Raw genomic sequence first — 23,634 nt, forward strand, 5'->3', positions numbered from 1 at the left:
CTGGTCGACGGTCAGCGCATTCCGCTCGGCCCTGGGCGCGCACATCGGCGCGTAGACGAACTCGGCTCTCGCTTCGGCGGCCGAGTGAACGCCGTCGTTGGACTTCCCGATGACCACTTCCCCTCTTCCCGTCGTGCCGCTCGCCGTGCGGCCACCTGCTGGTCCGCTCCCGTTCCCGTGGATCGGGCTCATCGCCCTGTCGGCGACCGTCTTTCTCTCTGTGTCGAGCGAGATGATTCCGACGGGCCTCCTCCCGGAGATGAGTTCATCGCTCGGAGTCTCACCGTCACAGGTCGGGCTCCTCGTGACGGTGTTCGCGTTCACCGTCGTGATCTCGAGCGCACCGCTCACCGCGCTGACGGTCCGGATTCCGCGGCACGCCCTCATGCTCGGCATCCTCACCGTGCTCGGACTGAGTAATCTCCTCACCGCCCTCGCCCCCACCTACGAGTTGATCGTCGCGACGCGCGTGTTCGGCGGCCTCGCGCACGGCCTGTTCTGGGCGATGGTTCCCGCGTACGCCGCGCACCTCGTCGACCGGGAACACATCGCCAGGGCCGTCTCGATCACCCTCGCAGGCGGCACGCTCGCCCTCGTGCTCGGAGTGCCGCTCGGCACCGCGCTCGGCCAGGCTGTCGGGTGGCGCTGGGCGTTCGCCGCGATCGCGGGGGCGCTTTTCCTCGGCGTCCTCGCCGTCCTCGTCTGGCTGCCGCCCGTTGAGCGCGACCGGTCCGTGGCCGCTGACGCCGGGTCGCGCCGCGACCCGACCGTCCTCGCCGTCGGCGTGCTCTGTGTCACCGTCGCGATCGTCATGATCGGTAATTACACGTTCTACACGTTCATCGCGCCGTTCCTCATCGATGGGATGGGAGTCGAACCCGAGTACCTCAGCGCTGTGCTCTTCTCGTACGGAGCCGCAGGCGCCGTCGGCCTCGTCCTCGCCGGGACGATCTTCGGCCGGCGGACCGGGCTCGGGCTGGTTCTCGGCCTTGTCGCCACCGCGGTCGGCGTCGGAGTTGCAGCAGTCGCGACGTCGACTCTCTGGCTGTCGCTCGGAGGGATCGTGTTGTGGGGACTCGCCTTCGGGCTCGTGCCGCCGCTCCTGCAGACCCGACTGTTGCACACCGCGAGCGCGAGGATTCGTGACACCGCCAGTGCGTTCTACACGACGGCGTTCAACATGGGCATCGGCGGAGGTGCCTTGGTCGGCGCGCTCCTGCTCGACTGGCGAGGGCTCAGCGCCTTGCCTGTCGCGACGATCGTGCTGGTGCTCGTCGGTCTCGCCGTTGTGGTCGCGACCCTCCTTGCCGGGCGTCGCCGGACCCGGTGACGGCCATTAGCCGCCCGCGGCTGGGAAACCCCTGTGGTCATTTCGGCGGTGAGAGCCGGTTAAACTGGGTAGCAACTCTCTGACGCAATCCGAAAGACCTCCATGGTGCTCATCCTGCTGGCCTTCTTCGTCGTTTCGTGCGCCACGGGATACCTCACCAAATGGCTGTCGACGCGGGTCTTCTACCTGTTCTCGCTCCTGCCGTTCGGCGCATTCGCCTACACGCTCTGGCAGACCCCGGTCGTTCTCTCCGGAGGGGCTGCGACGGAGAGCATCCCATGGATCCCTCAACTCGGTATCGCTCTCTCATTCAGGGTCGACACGCTTGCCTGGCTCCTCGCGCTCGTCGTGACGGGTATCGGCGGTCTCGTCCTCGTCTACTGCGCCCGTTATTTCTCCCGCGATGAGCCCGGTCTCGGCCGATTCGCCGGATTGCTCCTCGCCTTCGCCGGCACCATGTACGGCCTGGTGACGGCCGATGACATCCTCGTCATGTTCATGTTCTGGGAGATCACGAGTGTGCTCTCCTACCTGCTCATCGGGCACTACGTCGACCGCAAGGAGAGCCGCGGAGCCGCGCTGCAGGCACTCCTGGTGACGACGTTCGGCGGCCTCGTCATGCTCGTCGGCGTGGTCATGATCTCGGTCCAGGCGGGGACCACGTCGATCGCATCGATCGTCGAGCAGGGGCTCGAAGGACCGATGGCCACTGTCGCCATCCTGCTCCTCCTCGTCGGCGCACTGTCGAAATCCGCCATCGTCCCGTTCCACTTCTGGCTGCCGGCCGCGATGGCCGCTCCGACCCCGGTCAGCGCGTACCTCCACGCCGCCGCCATGGTGAAGGCCGGCATCTACCTCGTCGCGCGCTTCGCCCCCGGCTACGCAGAAACACCCGGCTGGACTCCCGTGCTCGTCGGCCTCGGCGTGTGGGCGATGCTCGTCGGCGCGTGGCGTTCCCTGCGGCAGTACGACCTCAAACTCGTCCTCGCATACGGGACGGTCAGCCAGCTGGGCTTCCTCATGGTCATCGTCGGGTTCGGCGGCCACGACGCGGGCCTCGCGGGCGCAGCGCTGCTGCTCGCGCACGCGATGTATAAGGCGGCGCTGTTCCTCATCGTCGGCATCATCGACCACCGGGCCGGCACGCGGGACTGGCGCAAGCTCTCGGGTGTCGGACGGCAGTCGAAGATGCTCGCCGCCATCGCCCTTGTCGCGGTGGCATCGATGGCGGGAATCCCGCCGCTGCTCGGCTTCGTCGCCAAGGAGGCCGTGTTCACCGCCTTCCTCGAGGCAGGCCTCGCCGGTGACCCGTGGGGCTGGGTCGCCCTCGTCGGAACGGCGCTCGGCTCGGTCCTCACCGTTGCGTACAGCGCCAGGTTCTTCTGGGGCGCTTTCGCCACGCTCAAGGGGGTGCCACCCACCAAGCTCCACTCCGACGGCTGGGGAATCCTCATCGCCCCCGGAATCCTCGGGGTAGCAACGATCGTGCTCGGTTTCGGCGCAGGCTCGATCGTGGACCCCGCTCTCCGGCCATATGCGGAGACCATGCCTGGTCCGGGGGACTACCACCTGGCTCTCTGGCACGGGTTCGAGCCGGCGCTCGGACTGTCCGCACTCGTCGTCGCGCTCGGCCTGGTGATGTTCTGGCAGAAGATGCGGATTGCGCGCTTCCAGGACGCGCTTCCGTCCACCATGGACGCCTCCCGTGGCTACTGGCTCAGTGTCCGTCTCGTCGACCGCCTGGCCGCCCGAACGACCATCTTCGCCCAGCGCGGCGGCCTGCCGCAGTACCTGGGAACGATCCTCATCGTGTACGTGCTCGCCCTCGGCGTCGCGAGCGGGCTGAACCGCACGTGGCCGGACAGTATCCGCCCGTGGGATTACCCGGAGCAGGTGCTCATCGCCGTCGCCATCGTCGTCGCGGCGATCATGGCCGGCCAGGCGCGCCAGCGAATGAGCGCCGTGCTCCTCGTCGGGACCACCGGCTTCGGGATGGTCGCGTTGTTCGCCCTCCACGGCGCACCCGACCTCGCACTCACCCAGGCCCTCATCGAGATGGTCACGCTCGTGGTGTTCGTCCTCGTCCTCCGCCGCCTGCCGACGAAGATCGCCCAGCGCAACAAGCCCGTGAAACGTATCCTGCGGGCGTCTGTTGGCATCGCTGTCGGAGCGACAATGGCGGTCGTCGCCGTCATCGCCCTCGGCGCGCGCCAGGCGGAGAGCATCGGCACCGAGTGGCCGCGCCTCGCGTCCGAGGAAGCGCACGGTCTCAACATCGTCAACGCCGTCCTCGTGGACATTCGTGCCTGGGACACCATGGGCGAGATCTCGGTCCTTGTCGTCGTCGCCACCGGTATCGCGAGCCTGCTGTTCGTCACCGGCCGTGCAGGCCCCATCCCGAGGCTCAGCGGTTCCCGGCAGCAGCGGCGCGGCTCCAATCGCAGGCGTGTCCTCGTCGACCCGCTCGCGCCGGGTCCCGAGCCCAGCTCCAGCCGGATGAGCTGGCTGCTCGCCGGCCGGACGCTCGCGCCCGACCACCGCTCGATCCTGCTCGAAGTCCTCGTGCGGTTGCTCTTCCACCCCGCGATCCTCGTCTCGGTCTACTTCCTGTTCGTCGGCCACAACGCTCCCGGTGGCGGGTTCGCCGGCGGGCTGCTCGCCGGGCTCGCCCTCGTCGCGCGTTACCTCGCCGGCGGACGCTACGAACTCGCCGAAGCGATTCCCATCGACGCGGGCAAGATCCTGGGTGTCGGGATCGTGCTCGCCGCGGGAGCAGGCGTCGGGTCCCTCTTCGTCGGGGCCGAGGCGCTCACATCGGCCTACTTCGAGGCAGACGTTTTCCTGCTCGGTCACCTGTCGTTCGGTACGTCAACCATCTTCGACCTCGGCGTCTACCTCGTCGTCGTCGGGCTCGTCCTCGACATCCTGCGCAGCCTCGGTGCCGAAATCGATCGCCAGCAGGAACAGGCAGACCTGTCAGACGAGTCACAGGATGATTTCTCCGAAAGCGAGGCAGCGCGATGACCGCTTCGGCAACCCTCATCATCCTCATGGCCGTGCTCTACGCCGTCGGGATCACCGTGATGCTGGAGCGCAGCCTGACGCGCGTGCTCATCGGATTCATGCTCGTCGGCAACGCGACGAACCTCCTCATCCTCATCGTCTCCGGACCGAGCGGCACAGCCCCCATCGTCACCGGCACGTCGGCCGACGACACCATGGCCGACCCGGTGCCGCAAGTGCTCATGCTCACGGCGATCGTCATCAACTTCGGCATCACCGCCTTCGTCCTCGCGCTGATCTACCGCTCCTGGTGGCTCGCCCAACTCGGCGACCAGGGCGACTCCGTCCCTGACCAGCACACGGAAGACACGGAAGAATCGACGGATGCCACGTTCGATCCGGTCGACCTGGACGATGCAGCTCTCAAGAAGGTTCTCGCTGACAGCGACGAACACCCGGACGAACTCGAGCACGGCAGGGAGGAGACCCGATGAGCGCCATCGTTCCCCTCCTCGTTCTTCTGCCGCTACTCGGGGCAGCGGCGGCCCTCGTGCTCGGCGCCTACCGGCGCGCCCAGGTTCTCGTCAGCACGGTGACGCTGACCGCTGTCGTGATTCTGAGTTCGATCCTGCTGGTGCACGTCGACAGCGAGGGTCCGGTCGTCATCGATGTCGGCGGCTGGGACGCACCGTTCGGGATCGTCCTCGTCGCCGATCGCCTCGCCGTCATCATGGTGCTCATCGCAGCGCTCATGCTCCTCGGCGTGCTCGTCTTCGCCACCGGGCAGGGTATCGCGGACGGCGACCGGGAGACCCCGGTGTCGATCTTCCACCCCACGTACCTCGTGCTCGCCGCCGGCCTGTTCGACGCGTTCATCGCCGGCGATCTGTTCAACCTGTACGTCGGATTCGAGATGCTGCTCTCGGCGAGCTACGTGCTTCTCACCCTCGCGGGTACCGGAGCGCGGATTCGCGCCGGTGTCACCTACATCATCGTGAGCCTCACCTCATCGATCCTGTTCCTCGCGGCCATCGCGTTCATCTACGGCGCGACGGGAACCGTGACGATGGCACTCGTTGCGGAGCGTGTCCGCGACCTGCCAGCCGACGTGCAGCTCATCCTCTGCATCGCGCTCCTTGTCGCGTTCTGCATCAAGGCAGCGGTGTTCCCGATGTCGTTCTGGCTTCCGGACTCGTACCCTACGGCGCCTGCACCGGTCACGGCCGTTTTCGCCGGTTTGCTGACGAAGGTGGGTGTCTACGCGATCATCCGCACAGACACCGTGTTGTTCACCGAGGTCGACATCGACATCCCGCTGATGGTGATCGCGTTGCTCACCCTCGTGATCGGTATTCTCGGTGCCCTGGCGCAGGCAGACATCAAGCGGCTGCTGTCGTTCACCCTCGTCAGCCACATCGGGTACATGATCTTCGGGATCGCCATCGGCAGCCAGGCAGCGCTTGCCGCAACGATTTACTACATCATTCACCACATCATCGTGCAGACGACCCTGTTCCTTGCGACAGGACTGGTGGAGCGCGTCGGCGGGACGACGTCGATCAACCGCCTCGGCGGCATGCTGCGGGCGTCCCCGTTCGTCTCGGTCCTCTTCTTCATCGGAGCGATGAACCTCGGCGGCATCCCTCCGTTCTCGGGCTTCCTCGGCAAGGTGGGGCTCTTCGACGCGGGTGTCACGCTGGGTACACCGCTCTCCTACGTGCTCATCGCCGCGGGTGCAGCCACCTCGCTGCTCACCCTGTATGCCCTCGTGCGGGTCTGGAACATGGTGTTCTGGCGACCACGAAGCGACGTGGAAGGCTACTCATCACCCCTGCTCGATTCGCTGACCGAGGGGCCTGAAGACGAGGGCGGGACGGTCAAGACCAAGACGGTGCCGAAACTCATGCTCACTGCTACAGCCGGAATGGTGGCGCTCACGGTTGCCCTCACGGTCTTCGCCGGACCGCTCTTCGACTTCGCGAGCAGGACGGCAGCGGACTTCGAATCGCCGACGACCTACGTCGACGCTGTCTTCCCAGGAGGTGTCGAATGAGCCCCGAATCCGGCGCAAGCCGCATCACCGCGCGGAGCCAGATCGTCCTGCTGATCGGGCTGGTTTTGCTGTGGTGCCTCGTCTGGGGCCAGTTCTCCCTTCTCACCGTGGTGAGTGGGGTCGCTCTCGCCGTCATCATCTCCCTCGTCTTCTACCTGCCGGCTATCGACCTCAGCGGGCGCATCAACATCTGGCGAACGATCGTCTTCTTCCTACGCCTGATCGTCGACATCATCGGAGCGTCGCTCAACGTCGCCTGGCTCGTCATCGATCCCCGTTACAAGCCGTCGAGTGCGATCCTCGCGATCGCGCTCGACACCCGCTCCGATATCATCATGATGTTCACGGCCGAGGCGATCTCGCTCGTCCCCGGGTCCATCGTCGTCGACATCGACCGGGAAGAGTCGGTGCTCTACGTCCACGTGATCAACGTGAAAACCGATGAAGATCTCGAGAAGTTACGCTCGAGCGTGTTCGCCACCGAGAAGCGACTCGTCATGGGTATCGGCTCGAAGGATGACGTCTGGCGCGTGCAGCAGCCGAACGAATTGACCAGATCCTCCGTGAGGAGAAAGTAATGCAAATCGCCCTCATCGTGGCCGGTGTGCTCTTCTGCGCCGGCGCCGTCGCCGCCCTGTATCGCGTGATCCAGGGGCCGAGCCTGCTCGATCGGGTGATCGCATCCGACGTCTTCGTTGTGACGATCATGTGTGTGCTCGCGACCGAGATGGCGTTGAACCACCACACCGAAACCCTCCCGGTGCTGCTCGTCCTCGCCGCATTCGCGTTCCTCGGCTCGGTCAGTTTTGCCCGCTTCATGGCGAAGCAGGACCAGACATGACCTGGGAAGCTGTGCGCGAGATCATCACGATGGGCCTGGTTCTGTTGTCGTCGCTCATGTGTTTTGCCGCCGGGGTCGGGCTCATCCGGTTCCCGGACGTGCTGTCCCGGCTGCACGCAGCCACGAAACCGCAGATCCTCGGGCTGATGTCCATCGGCGCCGCCATCGCGGTCAACAACCCGCGGATCGGGATCTTCGCCCTGCTCACCGCCATCATCATCTTCCAGGGGCTGACCGCACCGATCACAGCCCACATGGTGGCGAGGGCCGCGTATCGATCCGATCACCTGCGCCGTGACCTGCTGATCCGGGATGAGCTCTCGGTCAGCGTCGAGCAGGTGGAACAGGGCGCAGCGGTCGAGGACCCGGATGGCGACAAGCGCTGAGCCCTACCGGATTCGGACGCCGGCTGCCCAGATCGCGGTCGGCGCGAATGAGTCGTCGAGGAGCACGGCATCCGCAGCGTAACCACGGGCGAGAAGCCCCAGGTCGGCTGACCGGCCGATCGCGCGTGAAGGCGTCTCGGTGAGGGCGGAGATCGCCTCGGTGAGCGGGATGCCCACCTCGGTGACAGCCCGGCGAAGCGCGGCGTCCTGCGTGAGCGTCGATCCCGCGATCGAGCCGCCACCGGCCAGCCGGGCGACGCCGTCCACCACGTCGACGTCGAGCGATCCGAGCCGATAGCCGCCGTCAGACGCACCGGCCGCCGCCATGGCATCCGTGATGAGGGCGATGCGTCCCGGGGCAGCATCGAAGGCGATCCGCACCACGTCGGGGTGAACGTGAACGCCATCGTTGATGATCTCGAGGATGACGGACGTCGACGACGTCGCCGCCGTGATCGGGCCGGGGTTGCGGTGATGGATGCCGTTCATCGCGTTGAAGGCGTGGGTCAGGATGCTGGCGCCCGCCTCGAACGCTCGTCGAGCGCCTTCGAAATCGACATCGGTATGACCGACAGCAACGGCGACACCTGCTGAGGTGAACTGCCGGATGGCGTCCATGCCGCCCGGCAGCTCGGGCGCGAGGGTGACCTGGCGGATCGAGCCTCGCCCCGCGGTGATCAGCCGATCGATCGAGACCGGGTCGGGGGCGCGGAGCAGTGCTGGGTCGTGCGCGCCCTTGTGCCCGACGTCGAGGAACGGTCCTTCGAGGTGGGAGCCGAGGATCGTCGGGTCGGCGTCAGCCAGGTCCGCGACGAGAGCCACCCGGTGGACGAGTTCGTCGATCGTCCCGGTGACGAGCGACAGGACGGAGCGGGTGGTGCCGTGTGCGCGGTGGACGGCGAGAGCGGTGCGGATGCCATCGGCGTCGCTGTCGAAGGAACATCCGCCGCCGCCGTGGCCGTGGATGTCGATGAACCCGGGAACGAGGACCGCGCCTGCAGCGTCGACGACCTCCGCCGCGTTGAAGGTTCGCCAGTCGTCTCCCGTGCCCGTGGCGGTGATGACACCGCCAGAGATAGCGACGAACCCGTCGGCGATCGCCGTGCCGCCGGAGACCACACGGGCCGAGTGGAGAACGAGGTCTGTGCTGTCCGTGCTGTTTGTGCTGCCTGGCGTCTGGGTCACGTCGCCACGATAACGTCGATGCCCGCTTCGGTGAAAGCTCGGGACTGTGTTGCGGTGATCCCTTCGTCGGTGATGAGCGTGCTGAACGTGTCGGCGCCGCCGACGTTCGCGAACGCGCGATGGCCGATTTTCGACGATTCTGCGACGACGATGGCGCGATCGGAGCGAGCCGCCATGAGCCGGTTGATGCGCGCTTCACCCTCGTCATGGACGGTCGCGCCGATGGCAGGATCGATCCCGTTCACCCCGAGGAAGGCGAGATCCAGCGATACCTCCCGGAGCATGAGGTCGCTGTACGGACCGACGAGTTCGTATGAGCGCGGGTGCACGACCCCTCCCGTCACGACGACCTTGAACTGGGGCCTCACCGCGAGTTGGACGGCGATGTTCACGGCGTTGGTGACGATGGTGAGACTCACTCCCGTGGATGGCTCGGTCAGGTCGGCGCGGGACGTCAGGAGGCTCGCGATCGCCGTCGATGTGGTTCCACCACACAGGCCGACGACGGCGCCCCGGGGAATCAGGGCGCTCGCCGCCCGGGCGATCCGTTCCTTGGGGGAGGCGGGCTGGTCCGGCCGGTAGCGGCGGGGGAGGTCGTAGGAGACCGAGTGACCGACGGCACCGCCGCGGGTTCGCGTGAGCAGTTGCTGCTCCGCGAGCAAATCGAGGTCGCGCCTCGCGGTTGCGGGTGAGATCGCCAGCCGGCCAACGAGATCATCGACGTCAACCCTGTCGTGTTCCGCGAGCAGGTCGAGGATCGCGGTGAGACGCTCGGCGCGATTCACCCCTCGCTCCCGGCGAAGAGTGTGAGCAGCCGCTCCGCCTCGAGAGCGAGGGCGTCCCTGCCTGCGGAGAGGTAACGCCGGGAATCGACGAGATCGGGATCGGCGTCGAGGGCGGCACGGACGGCTCGGGTGAAGTGACCGTTGAGGTGGGTGGAGACGTTGATCTTCGTCATCCCCGCGCGGATGGCCGACTGGATGTCGTCGTCGGACACCCCGCTCGAGCCGTGGAGGACGAGCGGAACGGGGACGGCGTCACGGAGACGGCCGACGAGCTCGAGGTCGAGCCGTGCCGTCCTTTCCGCCATGGCGTGTGACGAGCCGACAGCGACGGCGAGAGCGTCGACTCCGGTCGCCGCGACGAACGCGGCGGCGTCGGCCGGATCGGTTCGCACGCCAGGGGCGTGGGCGCCGTCCTTGCCGCCGATCTCACCGAGTTCAGCCTCGACGAAGACCCCGGCGGCGTGGGCGGCGACGACGACGCGGCGGGTGGCGGCGACATTCTCCGCGTAGTCGAGGGTTGCGCCGTCGAACATGACCGACGTGAGACCGAGGTCGATGGCAGCGAGGGCGAGGGATTCGTCTGTGGCGTGGTCGAGGTGCACGGCGACATCGACGGCGGACGAGTGGGCAAGGGCAAGCGTCGCTGCGGCGAGCGGTACGAGACTGCCGTGGTAGCGAACACAATTCTCGGATATCTGCAGAATCACGGGTAGCCCGGCTGTCTCCGCAGCGGAGACGATTCCTTCAGCCGTTTCCAGCGAGAGGACGTTGAACGCACCGATACCGGCGTTCGCGGACCTGGCGCTGTGGATGAGGTTCCCTGTTGGGGTGAGTGGCATGGGTTCCTCGATCAGTTGGTCGTGATGGTGATGCGGCGCTCGATCGCATCGCAATCGGGGTGCACACTGCCCGCCTGGGGTTCGAGGACGGCAGCGGCCCCCCAGGCGCACGCGCGGGAGAGGAGCGTCCGGATGTCGCGGTCGCCGGCCGCGAGGAGAGACGCGGCGCCTGCGACCGCCGCGTCACCGGCCCCGGTTGGATTCCCAGCCAGCACCGAGTCCAGTCGCGCGTACAGGACGTCGCCCTGCCGTGGCACGGCCATCATTCCGTCCTCTCCGAGTGAGACGAGGACGAGGTGCGCCCCTGCCCGCTGGAGCGCTCGCGCCCCGGCGAGCGGATCCGCCTCGCCTGTCGCTTCGGCGAGCTCCCGCCGGTTCGGTTTCAGGAGAGTTGCTCCTGCGGCGGCTGCACTGAGGAGGTATGGCCCCGAGGCGTCGGCGACGCTCGGGATTCCGGCGTCGGCCGCGAGGCGGAGAAGGTCCGCGACGAGCGAGTCGGGGGAGCCGGGCGGAATGCTCCCGGCGACGACGAGACAGCGCGTGTCGCCGATGCGCGAGCGGACGGCATCCGTCACGTGCGTCCAGGTCTCCTGCGGCACGGGCCTGCCGGATTCGTTGAGCACCGTCGTGCGCCCTGTCCCGCTCTCGACGATCGCGGTCGATCGACGAGCCGGGCCGGGGACAGGGACGAGAAGAGCGGGGATCGTTCCGAGGTCACGCTCGAATTCGCCCCGGTCGTCGCTTCCGACCGGGGCGACGGCGAGCGTGTCGTACCCCTGTTGCATGAGCACCCTGGCGACGTTGATGCCCTTGCCTCCTGCGCGGGTGACGGCTGGGGCCACCCGATGGCTTTCGCCGACGTCGAGTTCGCCGAGGGTGATGGTGCTGTCGAGCGCGGGATTCGGGGTCACCGTGAGGATCATGCCGGTGCTCCGGTCAGGCGGTCGCGGGCACCGAGGGCTGCGCCGACGAGGCCGGCGTTCTCTCCGACCGTCGCCGGGAGCAGCACCGGGCGGCGGTGGAAGGTGAGGAGAGAGTTCATGCGCCGCTCGACCGGCTCGAACAGGGCAGGACCGGCCTGAGCGAGGCCCCCGCCGAGCACGATCGCTTCCGGGGCGAGCAAAGCGGCGACCGTCGAGAGGGCGAGGCCGAGGGCATCCGTCGCGGTGTTCCAGACCGAGACGGCGATGTCGTCCCCCGCCTGGGCGAGGTCGAGGACCTCACGCGCGCCGGCGACGGGAACGGCCGCCAGGGCGTTGTACTGACGGGCGATGGCGCCAGCGGAAGCGATGGCCTCGAGACAGCCGTTGCCGCCGCACGCGCACGCGATCCCACCCGGGTCGATGACAGCATGTCCGATCTCGCCGGCGTAACCGGAAGCCGAATACGGCACCCCGTCGAGAAAGATCGCGCTCGCGATCCCGGTCCCGATGACCACGACGACCACGTTGCCGTAGCTCCCGGCGGCGCCGAGCCGGTATTCGGCTTTCCCTGCTGCTCGAACGTCGTGTGTGAATGCGACCGGAACGCCGAGCGCGGCGCTCGCCGCGTCACGGAACGGCACATCCCGCCAGCCGAGGTTCTCGGCGTAGACGCCTGTCCCGGTTTCCTCGTCGACGAGACCGGGAACGATGAGCCCGGCCGCGGCCGGCTCCAGATCGGGATGCCGTGCCGCAAAGCCCTGCGCGAGGGCGCCGAGCTGGGCGAGCACCGCGTTTCCGCTGCCGTCGACGCTGTATGGCGTCGGCACCCGCACGACCTCCCGGAGGGTGCCGTCGGCGTCGAAAAGGCCGGCCTTGGTATCCGTCCCCCCGACGTCGAAGGCGAGGACGGGGGACCCGGCGCCGAGGATTCCGGTCGGTGTCATGCGCCGAGAATGACGGAACGGGTCAGGTTGCGCGGGGTGTCGGGGTTGAGGCCTGCTCGCAGCGAACGCTCGAGGGCGACGCGGTGGGCCCGGACGAGGTCGGCGAGCGGGTCGAGGGCTGAGTCCTCGAAGAAGGCGCCGGTTGCTGCGACGTCCCCGGCAAGGCCGGTCGGGGCATCCCCGAACATCCAGACGGCGCGACCGGGCGCGGCGATCGCGAGCGGGCCGTGACGATACTCCATGGCTGGATATGACTCGGTCCACGCCTGGCACGATTCGCGCATCTTGAGCGCTGCCTCATGGGCGATACCCACACTCCAGCCGCGGCCGAGGAACGTCACCTGCTCCGCGGAGAGCAGGTCGTCGCTGAGGTCCTCGGACAGCGCCGTTTCGGCGTCGCGAATGGAGGCGGAGACGTCCGCTCCTGTTGACGCACGGAGGAAGGTCAGTGCCGTCGTGGCGAACCGCGTCTGCACGACACTTCGCTCATCAGCGAACGGCAGGCCGACGACGTCATCGGCGAGGTCGACGAGGGGGCTGCTGAGGTCGCCGACGATGCCGATCGTGCGCGTCCTGCCTGGGAGGCCGGTGAGCAGCTCGAGGACCTCCGAGGTGGTTCCCGAACGGGTGATCGCGATCACAGCGTCGTACTCGCGGTCGAGGAACGCTTCGGATGCCGCGAACGCGTCTGTGTGTCCCTGCCCGGATCCCTCGCGGAGAGCCGCGTACGACTGTGCCATGAACCAGCTGGTCCCGCAGCCGACGACGGCCACTCGCTGACCTGCCGCCGGCAGCAGCTCGCGCTCCGTCGCGAGGTCGGCTGCCCGTGCCCAGACCTCCGGCTGGCTCCGAAGTTCTTCGTCCATCCATGCGCCTGCTGTGGTCATCGACAACGCTCCTGCCGGTTCGTCGGCCGTCGCGGCCGGGTGAGTGATCATGATCGTTTGAGTGCTTTATCGAGCAGCTTCGATCATTCCAGAGTTTCGGGCGCAAGGCCAGCGGTGGGGTCGTCACGGTGAGCGGCGATGCCGAGCGCGGTGAAACGCGGGTCCCACAGGGCCAGTCGTGCCGAGAAATCGGCCCAGGTGCGGTTGTCCTTGTTCGACCAGCCGATCTCGGCGACGGCAGCGAGCCGGGGGAAGGCGAGATAGTCGATATCAGCGCTCGTGACGACCGTCTCGGTCCAGAGGGGTGCTTCGACGCCGAGCATCCGGTCCTCCGGCACCCCGAGAAGGACGTCGGTCGGTTCCCACTCATACGCCGACTGGACGGTCGTCGGGCCACCGGCCCAGGCCTGCCCGATCGGCGTCGATTCGTCATAGGTGATGTCGAGGTAGGAGACATCGGCGGGGGAGAAGATGATCGAGCCACCCTGCTCGATGAAGGAGGCGGCGAGTTCGGCGCCGTTTCTCTCCGGAGTGGCATAGTCCCAGTACTGCCCGATGGTGCCCGGTGCGAGACCCTCGGAACGGCCGGCTTCGTGCCACGCGATCGGGATCTTGCCGTGCGCTGCGACGAGCGCTGTGGCGCGGGCGATGAATTCGGGGAACTCCTCGGGCGGGGTGGTGTGGGATTCGTCGCCGCCGATGTGCAGGTAGGGCCCTGGAGTCTGGGACGCCACGGAACGGAAGACGTCGTCGAGGAACTGCCAGGTGGCATCCGCGTGCACATCGAGGCTGGAGAATCCGACCTCCATGCCGGTGTACACGGCCGTCGACGAACCGGGCAGGCCGATCTCGGGGTAGGCGGCGATCGCCGCCTGGGTGTGCCCGGGAACATCGATCTCGGGAACGATCGTCACGAACCGGTCGGCGGCGTAGCGCACGATGCTCGCGAAATCCTCCTCGGTGTAGAAGCCGCCTGAGCCACCCCCGACGGCCGTCGAAGCGCCGATCCCGGTGAGTTCCTGACGCCCCGGAATGGAGATCCGCCAGCCCTGGTCGTCTGTGAGGTGCAGGTGGAGGGTGTTGATCTTGAACAGCACGATCTCATCGATGTACCGCTTGACGGCGGGAACGGAAAAGAAATGCCTGGCGACGTCGAGCATCGCCCCGCGCCAGGCGAAGCGCGGCCGGTCCGTCAGCGTGGCCGACGTCGCCTGCCAGGCAACGCTCTGCACCGAGTGCTTCTCCACCTCGGGCGGGAGCAACTGGCGGAACGACTGGACACCGTAGAACAGGCCGGCGGGCGTCGCGGCGGTGATCGACGCGCCGGCCTCCGAGGTGGCCAGCGTGTACCCCTCTGCACCGAGGCTCGAGCTGTCGGCAAGGTCGAGGTGCAGCGCGATGTCAGCGGGTCCGGCAACGTCGCCGTCGACCGGGCTCACGATGGGCAGCGGATAGCCTGTCGATGGCCGCAGGATTCCCGCCAGATAACCGGCGACGGATGCTGCGGCATCCGTCGCGAGAATCCGTGACGACACGATCAGCGTGAATGGCGCTGCACTGCCTGCGATGCGCTGTTCGGTGGGCTGCGGGATGATGCGGGTAGGACTCATGCGAACTTCCTCGGTCGGGTTACGCCCATCCAAGCACGGAAGCATCGCCGGCGCAGAGAGCTTTCGCTGCCTGTCACGAGAGCCCCGACCGGCTCCGCTGCTATGATCGGTCTGTCGTAACTGGCGTGCAGGCGGAAGGCGATTCCGCCTCGGATGGTCACCATCGGGGAGCGACTGACACGGATTCGGCCGAACGCCTGGGTTGATACGGATTACCTGCAATTTGTCCGCCGCTGTCTTAAGGAGCCAGTTTTGTCATCAACATTCAACGCGCCTCTCTCCGAGGTCGACCCCGAGATCGCCGCTGTCCTCGAACAGGAACTCGGTCGCCAGCGCGACTACCTCGAGATGATCGCGAGTGAGAACTTCGTTCCCGTCTCCGTCCTGCAGTCCCAGGGCAGCGTTCTCACCAACAAATACGCCGAGGGATACCCGGGTCGCCGGTATTACGGCGGCTGCGAGTACGTCGATATCGCCGAGTCGCTCGCAATCGAGCGGGCGAAGAGCCTGTTCGGCGCCGCGTACGCCAACGTTCAGCCGCACTCAGGTGCCACAGCCAACGCCGCCGTTCTCTCCGCGATCGCGACACCGGGAGACACCATCCTCGGCCTCGAACTCGCGCACGGTGGGCACCTCACCCACGGAATGAAGCTCAACTTCTCCGGCAAGCTCTACAACGCCGTCTCCTACGGCGTCGACCCCGAGACCTTCCTCGTCGACATGAACGTCGTGCGCGAGAAGGCGCTCGAGCACAAGCCGCAGGTCATCATCGCCGGCTGGTCTGCGTACCCGCGCCAGCTCGACTTCGCCGCCTTCCGCGCCATCGCCGACGAGGTCGGCGCCAAGCTCTGGGTCGACATGGCGCACTTCGCCGGACTCGTCGCTGCCGGCCTCCACCCGTCTCCCATCCCGTTCGCGGATGTCGTGTCGTCGACGGTGCACAAGACCCTCGCCGGACCGCGTTCAGGCATCATCCTCAGCCGCGACATGGAGCTCGCCAAGAAGCTCAATTCGAACGTGTTCCCCGGCCAGCAGGGCGGACCGCTCATGCACGTCATCGCCGCCAAGGCAACGGCGTTCCTGCTCGCGTCACAACCGGAGTTCAAGGACCGCCAGGAGCGCACCCTCCGTGGCGCCCACATCCTCGCCGAGCGGCTCACCGCTGACGACTCGCGGGCAGCAGGCGTCGATGTGCTCACCGGCGGCACCGACGTGCACCTCGTGCTCGCCGACCTCCGCAACTCCGAGATCAACGGCCAGCAGGCCGAGGACGCCCTCCACGAGGTCGGCATCACCGTGAACCGCAACTCGGTTCCGTTCGACCCGCGCCCGCCGATGGTCACCTCAGGTCTCCGGATCGGTACGCCCGCGCTCGCGACCCGCGGATTCGACGACGTCGAGTTCACCGAGGTCGCGGACGTCATCGCCACCGCGCTCAAGCCGGGCGCGGACATTCCTGCGCTCCGCACGCGCGTGAAGGCCCTCACCGACCGGTTCCCGCTGTACCCCGGCCTCGCCCAGTGACCGCACAGATCCTCGACGGCAAGGCTGTCGCATCCGTCATCAAGTCCGAGCTCACCGAGCGCGTCACAGCGCTTCGTGAGCGAGGTGTCGTCCCGGGGCTCGGAACGGTGCTCGTCGGCTCGGATCCCGGTTCGCAGTGGTACGTCGCCGGCAAGCACAGGGATTGCGCCGAGGTCGGCATCGAGTCGATTCGCCGTGACCTGCCCGAGTCGATCAGCCAGGAAGAGCTCGAAGCGGTCCTCGACGAACTCAACGCTGACCCGGCATGCACCGGGTACATCGTGCAGTTGCCGTTGCCCGCACACATCGACACGGATGCGATCCTCGAGCGGGTCGACCCGGAGAAGGACGCGGACGGTCTGCACCCGACGAACCTCGGGCGACTCATCCTCAACGTCAACCGGCCGATTCACACGCCGTTGCCGTGCACCCCACGTGGCGCGATCGAACTGATGCAGCGCCACGGCATCGAGCTCAGCGGCAAGCATGTCGTCGTCGTCGGGCGGGGGGTCACGGTCGGCCGCGCGATCGGGCCGCTGCTCACCCGCCGCGAGTTCAACGCGACGGTGACGCTCACCCACACCGGAACCGTCGGACTCGACGACCTGCTCCGCAGCGCCGACGTGATCGTGGCAGCAGCGGGTGTTCCCGGAATCGTGAAAGCGTCCGCCGTAAAGCCGGGCGCTGTCGTGCTCGATGTCGGCGTCAGTCGGGAGACCGACCCGGAGACCGGCAAGAGCCGCGTCGTCGGTGACGTCGACCCCGCTGCTGCCGAGGTCGCCGGGTGGATCTCACCGAACCCCGGCGGAATCGGTCCGATGACGCGCGTGCAGCTGCTCACCAACGTGGTGGACACAGCCGAGCGACTGAACCCGTAAGCCGCGCCGAGAGTGCAGGAGTGGCGCCGACCCTCGCGTTTCTTCGGGCCGCTCCTCGCCTCTCGATGCCACACCCTGAGGCTCTCAGAATGAATCACCCCTCCGTCGACCGCGTCGTCTCCCAACTGCGTGCGGGCGGGATCGGCGGCGACGTGCGCTGGTTCGACGATGCGACTCCGACCGCCGCCCACGCCGCTGCAGCTCTCGGCGTCGACGTGGGCGCGATCGCCAACTCGCTGATCTTCACCCTCGACGGCGAGCCCGTCCTCGTGCTCACCTCCGGCTCGCACCGTGTCGACACCGCCTGGCTGGGCGAGCAACTCGGCGGCAGGCTGAAACGAGCGGATGCCGCAACGCTCCGGTCCGCGACGGGGCAGGTGATCGGCGGAGTCGCTCCCGTCGGGCATCCGGCGCCCGTTCGCACCTACGTCGACACCGCGCTCGCCGCGTACCCGGAAGTCTGGGCCGCCGCGGGGCATCCGCACACGGTGTTCCCCACGACGTTCGACGAACTCGTGCGCCTCACCGGAGGAACACCGACGGCGGTCGAGCCGCGCGACGAGTAGGGCGGCTCAACAGGTGCCGGCCCCGCTGAACGGTCGGATCCGCCTGTCGAACGTCACACGCCGCCGATCGCGCCTGTTGAACGGGCGTCAGTCGATGCGGGAGGCTCCGTCGGCGGCGGTCACCGTGAACAGGTCGGGCGTCTCGAACCCGCGCTCAGCGAACGCCGCGAGGACGGCATCCGACACGGCGGCCTGGTCGGCGAGGCGGACGAGCGCGATGGCGGCGCCACCGAAACCTCCGCCGGTCATCCGTGCACCGATCGCACCGGCGTCGAGCGCGGTGTCCACGGCGACGTCGAGCTCGGGCACCGAGATCTCGAAGTCGTCGCGCATCGACACGTGCGATGCGGTGAGCAGGCCACCGATGGCCTCAGGGCCCTCGAGCCGCAGGGTGCGCACGGTGTCGAGGACGCGCTGGTTTTCGGTGAGGATGTGACGGATGCGACGAAACGTCTCGTCATCGAGGACCTCGCGGGCACGTTCAAGATCATCCACGTCGAGGTCCCGCAGGGACTGCACACCCATCATCCGGGCCCCGCGCTCGCACGACGCGCGACGGTCGGCGTAGCCGCCGGTGGCGTGGGCGTGGGAGACGTGGGTGTTGATGATGAGGAGCACGAGCCCGGCCGCATCGAAGCCGAGCGGGATCACTTCGGCATCGAGGCTGCGGCAGTCGAGGAACACCGCTGCGTCCTTCTTGCCGAGGAGGGAAGCCGACTGGTCCATGATGCCCGTCGGCGCACCGACCGCTTTGTTCTCGGCCAGCTGCCCGACGCGCGCAAGAGTCTCCCGGTCGAGACCGAGCTGCCACACCTCGGTGAGAGCAACGGAGACGGCGCACTCGATTGCCGCGGAGGATGACAGGCCGGCGCCGATCGGAACATCCGAGTCGATGTGCGCGTCGAAACCGGACGCCGCGGACAGATCCGCGCCGAATTCCCCGAGTGCCCACACGACGCCGAGAGGATACGCTGACCAGCCGGAGACGGCATCCGGGGTCACGTCGTCGAGGCTGATGCGGACGATGTCATCGGTGTGCGCTGTCGTGATCTGGATCGTGCGGTCCTCGCGTGGCGCGAGAGCGACGACCGTCGACCGGTCGATCGCGAACGGAAAGACGAAACCGTCGTTGTAGTCCGTGTGCTCACCGATCAGGTTCACGCGGCCGGGCGCGCACCAGGCACCGGCTGGTTCACGCTGGAACCGCTCGCGAAACCCGGAACGGGCTGTGCTGCTCACGTCGCTCATACGGGGTTCTCCTGATCGGCGCGGGCGATGGCCTCACGCACTCGTTCTGCGGTCTGCTCCGGTGGGATGTCGCCGATCCACGCCCCCATCGCCGCTTCCGATCCGGCGAGGTACTTCAGTTTGTCTGCTGCGCGGCGCGGCGACGTCAGCTGCAGCATCAGGCGGATGTCGTCGCGACCGATCGAGACCGGTGCCTGGTGCCAGGCGGCGATGTACGGTGTCGGCGCCTCATAGAGTGCGTCGACCCCGCGAAGCAATCGTAGATACAGGACCGAGAGCTCGTCACGCTCCTCGTCTGTCGTTCCGGCGAAGTCGGCCACGTGGCGGTGCGGAAGCAGGTGCACCTCGATCGGCCAGCGTGCAGCGAACGGCACGAAGGCCGTCCAGTGCTCACCCCGCAGAACGACACGTTCGCTGTTCTGTTCGCTCGCGAGAATGTCGGCGAAGAGTGTCGGTCCGTATCTCTCGATGGATGCCAGCAACCGCTGGGTGCGCGGCGTCACGTACGGGTACGAATAGATCTGCCCGTGCGGATGATGCAGCGTCACGCCGATCTCCACGCCGCGGTTCTCGAACGGGAACACCTGCTCGATGCCGGGCAGCGCGGAGAGGGCTTCGGTCCGCGACGCCCACGCTTCGATCACCGTGCGGGCGCGGGAGCGGCTGAGCGAGCCGAACGAGCCCTCGTGTTCGGGGCTGAAGCACACCACTTCGCACCGGCCGACGGAGGTACGGGTGCGGCCGAGGCCGATCCGGGTGAGGTCCTCGAGCCCGCGAGGAGCATTGTCGTCTTCGAGCAGCGGGCCGAAGGAGGGCGACCGGTTCTCGAATACGGCGACGTCGTAGTTGCTGGGAACCTCGGACGGGTTCGTCGGGCTCTGCGGTGCGAGAGGGTCGAGGTGCGCCGGCGGCAGAAAAGCACGGCTTTGGCGCGCTGCGGCGATCGAGATCCACTCGCCGGTGAGCGGGTCCTGGCGCATGGACGCTGTGGCCGGCCGGTCAGGGAGATCGCGGGAATCGGCGGACCGTTCGGGACCGAGGGTCGAGTCGGCGTCATCGAAGTAGATGATCTCACGGCCGTCGGCGAGCACGTCCGACTGGGAGGTGATGGAAGACATGCGGGGCGCCTTTCCGGCAAAAGCTTTCGAATACGAAACCAATCCTAGATCCGGCTCGCGGCATTGACAACTAAATGAAAGTAAATGAAGATGTGGCCATGGCTTTGTCGAAACGACCCGCGGGGGGAGAAGATGCGGTCCCCGCAATTCTCCGTCGGCAGCGGATGACCGAGTTCGTGACGCGGCGAGGCTTTGTCCGCGTCGCCGAACTCGCCGACGAATTCGCCGTCAGCGAGGTCACGGTCCGCAGTGACCTCGCCGCCCTCGACGACGACGGTCTCCTCCGCCGCGTCCACGGGGGTGGGATGCCACGCGGGGCGCGCGACCGGGAGTCCAGTTTTGAGGAATCGCTCGAGGCATCCGCCCCGGGCAAGAAAGCGATCGGCCGGCTGGCGGCGTCCCTGATCGCATCCGGCCAGAGCGTCCTGCTCGATGTGGGGACGACGACACTCGCCGTCGCGCAGGCGCTCAAGGAGCGCGCCGATCTCGATGATCTAGTCATCATCACCAACGGACTGCACATCGCCCTCGAACTCGAGTCCGAGATTCCCCGGTTCACCGTGATCGTCACCGGCGGAGCGCTGCGGCCGTTGCAGCACTCGCTCGTGCAGCCGCTCGCGCGCGCGGTTCTCGAACAGGTGCACGCTGATGTCGCCATCCTGGGCTGCAACGGCGTCGACGTCGATGGCGGCGTGACGAACGTGAACCTTCCCGAAGCCGAAGTGAAGCAACTCATGGCGGCGGCGGCGGAGCGGGTGATCGTCGTCGCGGACGCGTCGAAGCTCGGCAGGGTCAGCCTCGGCACCATCGCCCCGCTTGATCGGGTCGACCTGCTCGTGACGAACGACGGTGCGGACCCGGCGCTGGTCGCCGACCTGGCGGCGGCCGGCGTCGAGGTCCTCACCGCGTGAAGGTCACTCCAGCACGAAGGTGACCTCGAGGACGACGTGCCAGGCGGTGATTTTGCCGTCCTGCGCTTCGACCTTCTGATCCTTGACCCATGCGCCGGACACGTTCCGCAGGGTCTCGCTTGCGCGAGCGACCCCGATGCTGACGGCGTCGTCGAAACTGGTCTCCGAACGAGCGCTGATGGTGGTTACGCGGGCTACTGAACTCATGTTCTCCTCCTTGAGTGATCGAGTTGTGTCGATTCTGCTCGTGGAGGGCGCGTAACGATAGCCGTCGCTTGCGTCGGGTGAAAAGGCTACGCTCGGGAGGAAAACGTCTCGAGGAGCCCGACATGACCTTCGCCACCGGTGAGCAATTCGACCTTCGACGGGAGACGTCGTCCGGCGGGACCGTCGAGGCAACGATCACGCAGGTGGCCGCAGGCATCCGTCGGTTGAGGGTGCATGGAGTCGACATCATGCCGCCGTACGACGAGAGCCGCCCGCGGCCACTCGGCAGCGGGATGATCCTCGTGCCCTGGCCGAACCGCGTCCGCGACGGGCGCTGGATGCTCGACGGCAGCCAGCAGCAACTCGCCCTCACCGAGCCGGCGAAGAACAACGCCAGCCACGGTCTGCTGCGGTTCAGTCCGTACTCGGTCGGCGCCAGCACCGGCTCGACGCTGCGGCTCGAAGCGACGGTGTTTCCGCAGACCGGGTACCCCTTCCTTCTCGACACCGCCGTCACGTACCGGCTCGTCGATACGGGCATCGAGGTCACCCACACGATCACCAACGGGTCGGATGCCGCGGCGCCCGTCGCGATCGGCGCTCACCCTTTCTTCACCATCGGCGACGTCGCCCCCGAGGAGCTCACGGTGCGGGTGAACGTCACGACCCGCTTCGAGTCCGACGATCGCTCACTGCCGATCGGGGAGGTCCCTGTCGATGGTCGCTACGATCTCCGCGGGGGAGTGAGGCTCGGCGACCTCGAGCTCGACACCGGGTTCGGTGGAGCGGTGATGCACGACGGGATCTCCGAGCATTCGATAGCGGCGCCGGACGGGCGACGTGTCACCGTGTGGGGCGACGACAATTTTGCCTACTGGCAGGTCTTCACCACCGAGCTGTACCCTGGCCAGTCGAAAGCGGTGGCGATCGAACCGATGACGGCACCGGCGGATGCTCTCAACTCGGGCACGGGCCTGCGGTGGCTCGCTCCCGGTGCGACCTGGGAGGCCAGCTGGGGCGTGCGCGCAGACGGTTTCACGCCGGCCTGAGCCTCCAGCGGAGCGTGCTCGGTCGATAACGGCTGGATTGCGCGCGTCGGTTCGACCAGTACCGCCCGAGCAACGTCGACAGCGCCCGATTCAGGCGGCGCCGAGCCGCCACAGCGACGTGACCTCGGCCGATCGCGCCGCGTGCAGCGGATCGGAGCGGTCAGCCGCCCGCGTGTGTGTCGGGCGGGTGTCCATCCGGGCGATCACCGTGAGGCCGGCGTCGTCGATGGCGTCGAGCAGGTCACCCCGCGACCGCAGCCCGAGTCGTTCGGCGATGTCGGAGATCACGAGCCAGCCCTCGCCGCCTGGCGTGAGGTGGTCGGCCAGGCCCGAGAGGAAGCCAGCGAGCATCCTCCCGTCCTCGTCGTAGACCGCATAGTCGGTCGAGACCTTCGGGGTGGCTGGGATCCACGGTGGATTGCAGACGATGAGATCGGCGCGGCCGTCGGGGAACAGGTCCGCCTTGATCATGGCAGCGGCGTCGGCGAACCCGAGCCGGTCGAGGTTCTCCCTGGCGCAGGCGAGAGCACGGGGGTCGAGATCCGTCGCGGTGATCGAGCGGATGCCCCGGCGGGCGAGAATCGCGGACAGCACGCCGGTACCGGTTCCGATGTCGAACGCGGTGACGGCATCCGCCGGAAGAGGGGTGGTGGCGACGAGGTCGAGGTACTCGCCGCGGACAGGAGCGAACACTCCGTAGTGCGGGTGGATGCGTGCCCCGAGGGCAGGGACGTCGACGCCGGTGGTCCGCCACTCCTCAGCGCCGAGAACGCCGAGCAGTTCACGCAGTGAGACGACGGATGCGTCGGTGCTCACGCCCCAGGCATGGATTGTCGCCGAACGGATGTCGGGGGACCGGCGGAGGGGGATGGTGCCTTCCGCGTCGATCGGGACGAGAAGCATCCCGAGGATCGCCGCCCGCCTCAGTGCATCCTCGCGGGAGCGGGCGAAGGCTGCGCGCATGGTGTCGTTCCGGGGCGCGCGGGAACCGGTGAGTCGCCTGCCCATCGCGCCGAGCAGCTGTTTGGCGTTCTGGAAGTCGTCCGTCCAGAGAATCGCTGTTCCGGCGGAGGCCAGACGCAGCGCCACCGCGGCCGTCATGGTGTCGTCGCCGGGAACGACGCGGGTGGGCGCAGGCCAGCCGCTCTCGGAACGCCAGAGGGCGGAGCGGGGAGTCGAGTTCTCGATCCAGTCGATGCGAGCGGGGGCTGGGGTCGGCTCCTGGGCGGGAGTCCTCTCGGACATGCGGCTGCTTTCAGGGCATCTCTGCCGGTTCGCGGTGGGGTTTTTCAGTATCGCATGGGCGCGGCCGGATGCCGTTTCGGGAGCGGCGGGGAGCTCTTTTTC

General features: G+C 67.5%; 23 protein-coding genes and 1 riboswitch. Of the genes, 12 read left to right on the forward strand and 11 right to left on the reverse strand.

All coding sequences use genetic code 11. The features are described from left to right. Nucleotides 1-109: 109 nt before the first annotated feature. From D9V29_RS06440 to mnhG, 7 genes are all read left to right on the forward strand, one after another. Nucleotides 110-1,330: an MFS transporter gene (locus tag D9V29_RS06440; protein ID WP_121672510.1), complete on the forward strand. Its 1,221-nt coding sequence runs from the start codon at nucleotides 110-112 to the stop codon at nucleotides 1,328-1,330. 102 nt (nucleotides 1,331-1,432) lie between these two features. Then, the gene (locus D9V29_RS06445) at nucleotides 1,433-4,354 is read left to right on the forward strand and encodes a Na+/H+ antiporter subunit A (protein WP_121672511.1); all 2,922 of its coding nucleotides are present in this window, start codon (nucleotides 1,433-1,435) and stop codon (nucleotides 4,352-4,354) included. Continuing rightward, entirely contained in the window at nucleotides 4,351-4,827 is a 477-nt protein-coding gene (locus tag D9V29_RS06450; RefSeq protein ID WP_121672512.1) for an NADH-quinone oxidoreductase subunit K, read from the forward strand. Before D9V29_RS06445 ends, D9V29_RS06450 begins: the two co-directional genes overlap by 4 nt. Beyond that, nucleotides 4,824-6,386 carry a Na+/H+ antiporter subunit D gene (locus tag D9V29_RS06455; RefSeq protein ID WP_121672513.1) on the forward strand — a complete coding sequence of 521 codons (1,563 nt, stop codon included), beginning with the start codon at nucleotides 4,824-4,826 and terminating at the stop codon, nucleotides 6,384-6,386. The genes D9V29_RS06450 and D9V29_RS06455 overlap by 4 nt, the downstream gene beginning before the upstream one ends. Beyond that, the gene (locus D9V29_RS06460) at nucleotides 6,383-6,964 is read left to right on the forward strand and encodes a Na+/H+ antiporter subunit E (RefSeq protein WP_121672514.1); all 582 of its coding nucleotides are present in this window, start codon (nucleotides 6,383-6,385) and stop codon (nucleotides 6,962-6,964) included. Before D9V29_RS06455 ends, D9V29_RS06460 begins: the two co-directional genes overlap by 4 nt. After that, nucleotides 6,964-7,227, forward strand: a complete 264-nt coding sequence (locus tag D9V29_RS06465) for an MrpF/PhaF family protein (protein WP_121672515.1) — start codon at nucleotides 6,964-6,966, stop codon at nucleotides 7,225-7,227. The genes D9V29_RS06460 and D9V29_RS06465 overlap by 1 nt, the downstream gene beginning before the upstream one ends. Further along, nucleotides 7,224-7,613, forward strand: a complete 390-nt coding sequence (gene mnhG / locus D9V29_RS06470) for a monovalent cation/H(+) antiporter subunit G (protein WP_121672516.1) — start codon at nucleotides 7,224-7,226, stop codon at nucleotides 7,611-7,613. Before D9V29_RS06465 ends, mnhG begins: the two co-directional genes overlap by 4 nt. A gap of 3 nt (nucleotides 7,614-7,616) precedes the next feature. Here the strand turns inward: mnhG and nagA are convergent, their stop codons facing one another. The 7 genes from nagA to D9V29_RS06505 form a co-directional block, all read right to left on the reverse strand. Next, nucleotides 7,617-8,798, reverse strand: coding sequence for an N-acetylglucosamine-6-phosphate deacetylase (gene nagA, locus D9V29_RS06475; protein ID WP_121672517.1), 1,182 nt, complete (start codon nucleotides 8,796-8,798; stop codon nucleotides 7,617-7,619). Then, the gene (locus D9V29_RS06480) at nucleotides 8,795-9,583 is read right to left on the reverse strand and encodes a DeoR/GlpR family DNA-binding transcription regulator (RefSeq protein ID WP_121672518.1); all 789 of its coding nucleotides are present in this window, start codon (nucleotides 9,581-9,583) and stop codon (nucleotides 8,795-8,797) included. The genes nagA and D9V29_RS06480 overlap by 4 nt, the downstream gene beginning before the upstream one ends. Then, nucleotides 9,580-10,422 carry a class II fructose-bisphosphate aldolase gene (locus D9V29_RS06485; protein WP_121672519.1) on the reverse strand — a complete coding sequence of 281 codons (843 nt, stop codon included), beginning with the start codon at nucleotides 10,420-10,422 and terminating at the stop codon, nucleotides 9,580-9,582. Before D9V29_RS06485 ends, D9V29_RS06480 begins: the two co-directional genes overlap by 4 nt. 11 nt (nucleotides 10,423-10,433) lie before the next feature. Then, nucleotides 10,434-11,345 (reverse strand): 1-phosphofructokinase family hexose kinase, encoded by a 912-nt coding sequence (locus D9V29_RS06490; RefSeq protein WP_121672520.1) that lies wholly within the window; start codon nucleotides 11,343-11,345, stop codon nucleotides 10,434-10,436. Continuing rightward, entirely contained in the window at nucleotides 11,342-12,289 is a 948-nt protein-coding gene (locus tag D9V29_RS06495) for an ROK family protein (protein ID WP_121672521.1), read from the reverse strand. The genes D9V29_RS06490 and D9V29_RS06495 overlap by 4 nt, the downstream gene beginning before the upstream one ends. Continuing rightward, nucleotides 12,286-13,182: an SIS domain-containing protein gene (locus tag D9V29_RS06500; RefSeq protein ID WP_121672602.1), complete on the reverse strand. Its 897-nt coding sequence runs from the start codon at nucleotides 13,180-13,182 to the stop codon at nucleotides 12,286-12,288. The genes D9V29_RS06495 and D9V29_RS06500 overlap by 4 nt, the downstream gene beginning before the upstream one ends. 77 nt (nucleotides 13,183-13,259) lie before the next feature. Further along, a complete protein-coding gene (locus tag D9V29_RS06505; protein ID WP_183084933.1) occupies nucleotides 13,260-14,786 on the reverse strand; it encodes a beta-N-acetylhexosaminidase in 1,527 nt (508 codons plus the stop codon). 106 nt (nucleotides 14,787-14,892) lie between these two features. Beyond that, nucleotides 14,893-14,996: riboswitch (ZMP/ZTP riboswitch) on the forward strand. A 42-nt stretch (nucleotides 14,997-15,038) separates the two neighbouring features. Here D9V29_RS06505 and glyA point away from each other — a divergent pair. The 3 genes from glyA to D9V29_RS06520 all read left to right on the forward strand — a co-directional run bounded on the left by glyA (nucleotide 15,039) and on the right by D9V29_RS06520 (nucleotide 17,754). Then, on the forward strand, nucleotides 15,039-16,310 hold the full coding sequence (gene glyA / locus D9V29_RS06510; RefSeq protein ID WP_229790492.1) for a serine hydroxymethyltransferase: 1,272 nt from the start codon (nucleotides 15,039-15,041) through the stop codon (nucleotides 16,308-16,310). Continuing rightward, the gene (locus D9V29_RS06515) at nucleotides 16,307-17,188 is read left to right on the forward strand and encodes a bifunctional methylenetetrahydrofolate dehydrogenase/methenyltetrahydrofolate cyclohydrolase (protein WP_121672524.1); all 882 of its coding nucleotides are present in this window, start codon (nucleotides 16,307-16,309) and stop codon (nucleotides 17,186-17,188) included. The genes glyA and D9V29_RS06515 overlap by 4 nt, the downstream gene beginning before the upstream one ends. Before the next feature lie 89 nt (nucleotides 17,189-17,277). Continuing rightward, on the forward strand, nucleotides 17,278-17,754 hold the full coding sequence (locus tag D9V29_RS06520) for a YbaK/EbsC family protein (protein ID WP_121672525.1): 477 nt from the start codon (nucleotides 17,278-17,280) through the stop codon (nucleotides 17,752-17,754). An 87-nt stretch (nucleotides 17,755-17,841) separates the two neighbouring features. Here D9V29_RS06520 and galK read toward each other — a convergent pair whose 3' ends face one another. Further along, nucleotides 17,842-19,002: a galactokinase gene (galK, locus tag D9V29_RS06525; RefSeq protein WP_121672526.1), complete on the reverse strand. Its 1,161-nt coding sequence runs from the start codon at nucleotides 19,000-19,002 to the stop codon at nucleotides 17,842-17,844. Beyond that, complete coding sequence (gene galT, locus D9V29_RS06530) at nucleotides 18,999-20,120, reverse strand: galactose-1-phosphate uridylyltransferase (RefSeq protein WP_121672527.1); 1,122 nt, start codon at nucleotides 20,118-20,120, stop codon at nucleotides 18,999-19,001. Before galT ends, galK begins: the two co-directional genes overlap by 4 nt. Nucleotides 20,121-20,218: 98 nt before the next feature. Here galT and D9V29_RS06535 point away from each other — a divergent pair, with 98 nt between their 5' ends. Continuing rightward, the gene (locus tag D9V29_RS06535; RefSeq protein ID WP_121672528.1) at nucleotides 20,219-21,031 is read left to right on the forward strand and encodes a DeoR/GlpR family DNA-binding transcription regulator; all 813 of its coding nucleotides are present in this window, start codon (nucleotides 20,219-20,221) and stop codon (nucleotides 21,029-21,031) included. A gap of 3 nt (nucleotides 21,032-21,034) precedes the next feature. Here D9V29_RS06535 and D9V29_RS06540 read toward each other — a convergent pair whose 3' ends face one another. Further along, on the reverse strand, nucleotides 21,035-21,238 hold the full coding sequence (locus tag D9V29_RS06540; RefSeq protein ID WP_121672529.1) for a dodecin family protein: 204 nt from the start codon (nucleotides 21,236-21,238) through the stop codon (nucleotides 21,035-21,037). A 122-nt stretch (nucleotides 21,239-21,360) separates the two neighbouring features. On the opposite strand from D9V29_RS06540, the gene D9V29_RS06545 reads away from it, so the two are divergent. Next, nucleotides 21,361-22,287, forward strand: a complete 927-nt coding sequence (locus tag D9V29_RS06545; protein WP_121672530.1) for an aldose 1-epimerase family protein — start codon at nucleotides 21,361-21,363, stop codon at nucleotides 22,285-22,287. A 90-nt stretch (nucleotides 22,288-22,377) separates the two neighbouring features. Here D9V29_RS06545 and D9V29_RS06550 read toward each other — a convergent pair whose 3' ends face one another. Next, complete coding sequence (locus tag D9V29_RS06550; RefSeq protein ID WP_121672531.1) at nucleotides 22,378-23,532, reverse strand: methyltransferase; 1,155 nt, start codon at nucleotides 23,530-23,532, stop codon at nucleotides 22,378-22,380. Nucleotides 23,533-23,634: the final 102 nt, after the last annotated feature.

Source organism: Mycetocola manganoxydans (assembly GCF_003667545.1).
Lineage (GTDB): Bacteria > Actinomycetota > Actinomycetes > Actinomycetales > Microbacteriaceae > Mycetocola_A > Mycetocola_A manganoxydans.

Bases quoted from the DNA above. Each gene is read 5' to 3' on its own strand.
- D9V29_RS06440 (WP_121672510.1), top strand. From the start codon at position 110: ATGACCACTTCCCCTCTTCCCGTCGTGCCGCTCGCCGTGCGGCCACCT.
- D9V29_RS06445 (WP_121672511.1), top strand. From the start codon at position 1,433: ATGGTGCTCATCCTGCTGGCCTTCTTCGTCGTTTCGTGCGCCACGGGA.
- D9V29_RS06450 (WP_121672512.1), top strand. From the start codon at position 4,351: ATGACCGCTTCGGCAACCCTCATCATCCTCATGGCCGTGCTCTACGCC.
- D9V29_RS06455 (WP_121672513.1), top strand. From the start codon at position 4,824: ATGAGCGCCATCGTTCCCCTCCTCGTTCTTCTGCCGCTACTCGGGGCA.
- D9V29_RS06460 (WP_121672514.1), top strand. From the start codon at position 6,383: ATGAGCCCCGAATCCGGCGCAAGCCGCATCACCGCGCGGAGCCAGATC.
- D9V29_RS06465 (WP_121672515.1), top strand. From the start codon at position 6,964: ATGCAAATCGCCCTCATCGTGGCCGGTGTGCTCTTCTGCGCCGGCGCC.
- mnhG (WP_121672516.1), top strand. From the start codon at position 7,224: ATGACCTGGGAAGCTGTGCGCGAGATCATCACGATGGGCCTGGTTCTG.
- D9V29_RS06485 (WP_121672519.1), bottom strand. From the start codon at position 10,422: ATGCCACTCACCCCAACAGGGAACCTCATCCACAGCGCCAGGTCCGCG.
- D9V29_RS06490 (WP_121672520.1), bottom strand. From the start codon at position 11,345: ATGATCCTCACGGTGACCCCGAATCCCGCGCTCGACAGCACCATCACC.
- D9V29_RS06495 (WP_121672521.1), bottom strand. From the start codon at position 12,289: ATGACACCGACCGGAATCCTCGGCGCCGGGTCCCCCGTCCTCGCCTTC.
- D9V29_RS06505 (WP_183084933.1), bottom strand. From the start codon at position 14,786: ATGAGTCCTACCCGCATCATCCCGCAGCCCACCGAACAGCGCATCGCA.
- D9V29_RS06520 (WP_121672525.1), top strand. From the start codon at position 17,278: ATGAATCACCCCTCCGTCGACCGCGTCGTCTCCCAACTGCGTGCGGGC.
- galK (WP_121672526.1), bottom strand. From the start codon at position 19,002: ATGAGCGACGTGAGCAGCACAGCCCGTTCCGGGTTTCGCGAGCGGTTC.
- galT (WP_121672527.1), bottom strand. From the start codon at position 20,120: ATGTCTTCCATCACCTCCCAGTCGGACGTGCTCGCCGACGGCCGTGAG.
- D9V29_RS06535 (WP_121672528.1), top strand. From the start codon at position 20,219: ATGGCTTTGTCGAAACGACCCGCGGGGGGAGAAGATGCGGTCCCCGCA.
- D9V29_RS06540 (WP_121672529.1), bottom strand. From the start codon at position 21,238: ATGAGTTCAGTAGCCCGCGTAACCACCATCAGCGCTCGTTCGGAGACC.
- D9V29_RS06545 (WP_121672530.1), top strand. From the start codon at position 21,361: ATGACCTTCGCCACCGGTGAGCAATTCGACCTTCGACGGGAGACGTCG.
- D9V29_RS06550 (WP_121672531.1), bottom strand. From the start codon at position 23,532: ATGTCCGAGAGGACTCCCGCCCAGGAGCCGACCCCAGCCCCCGCTCGC.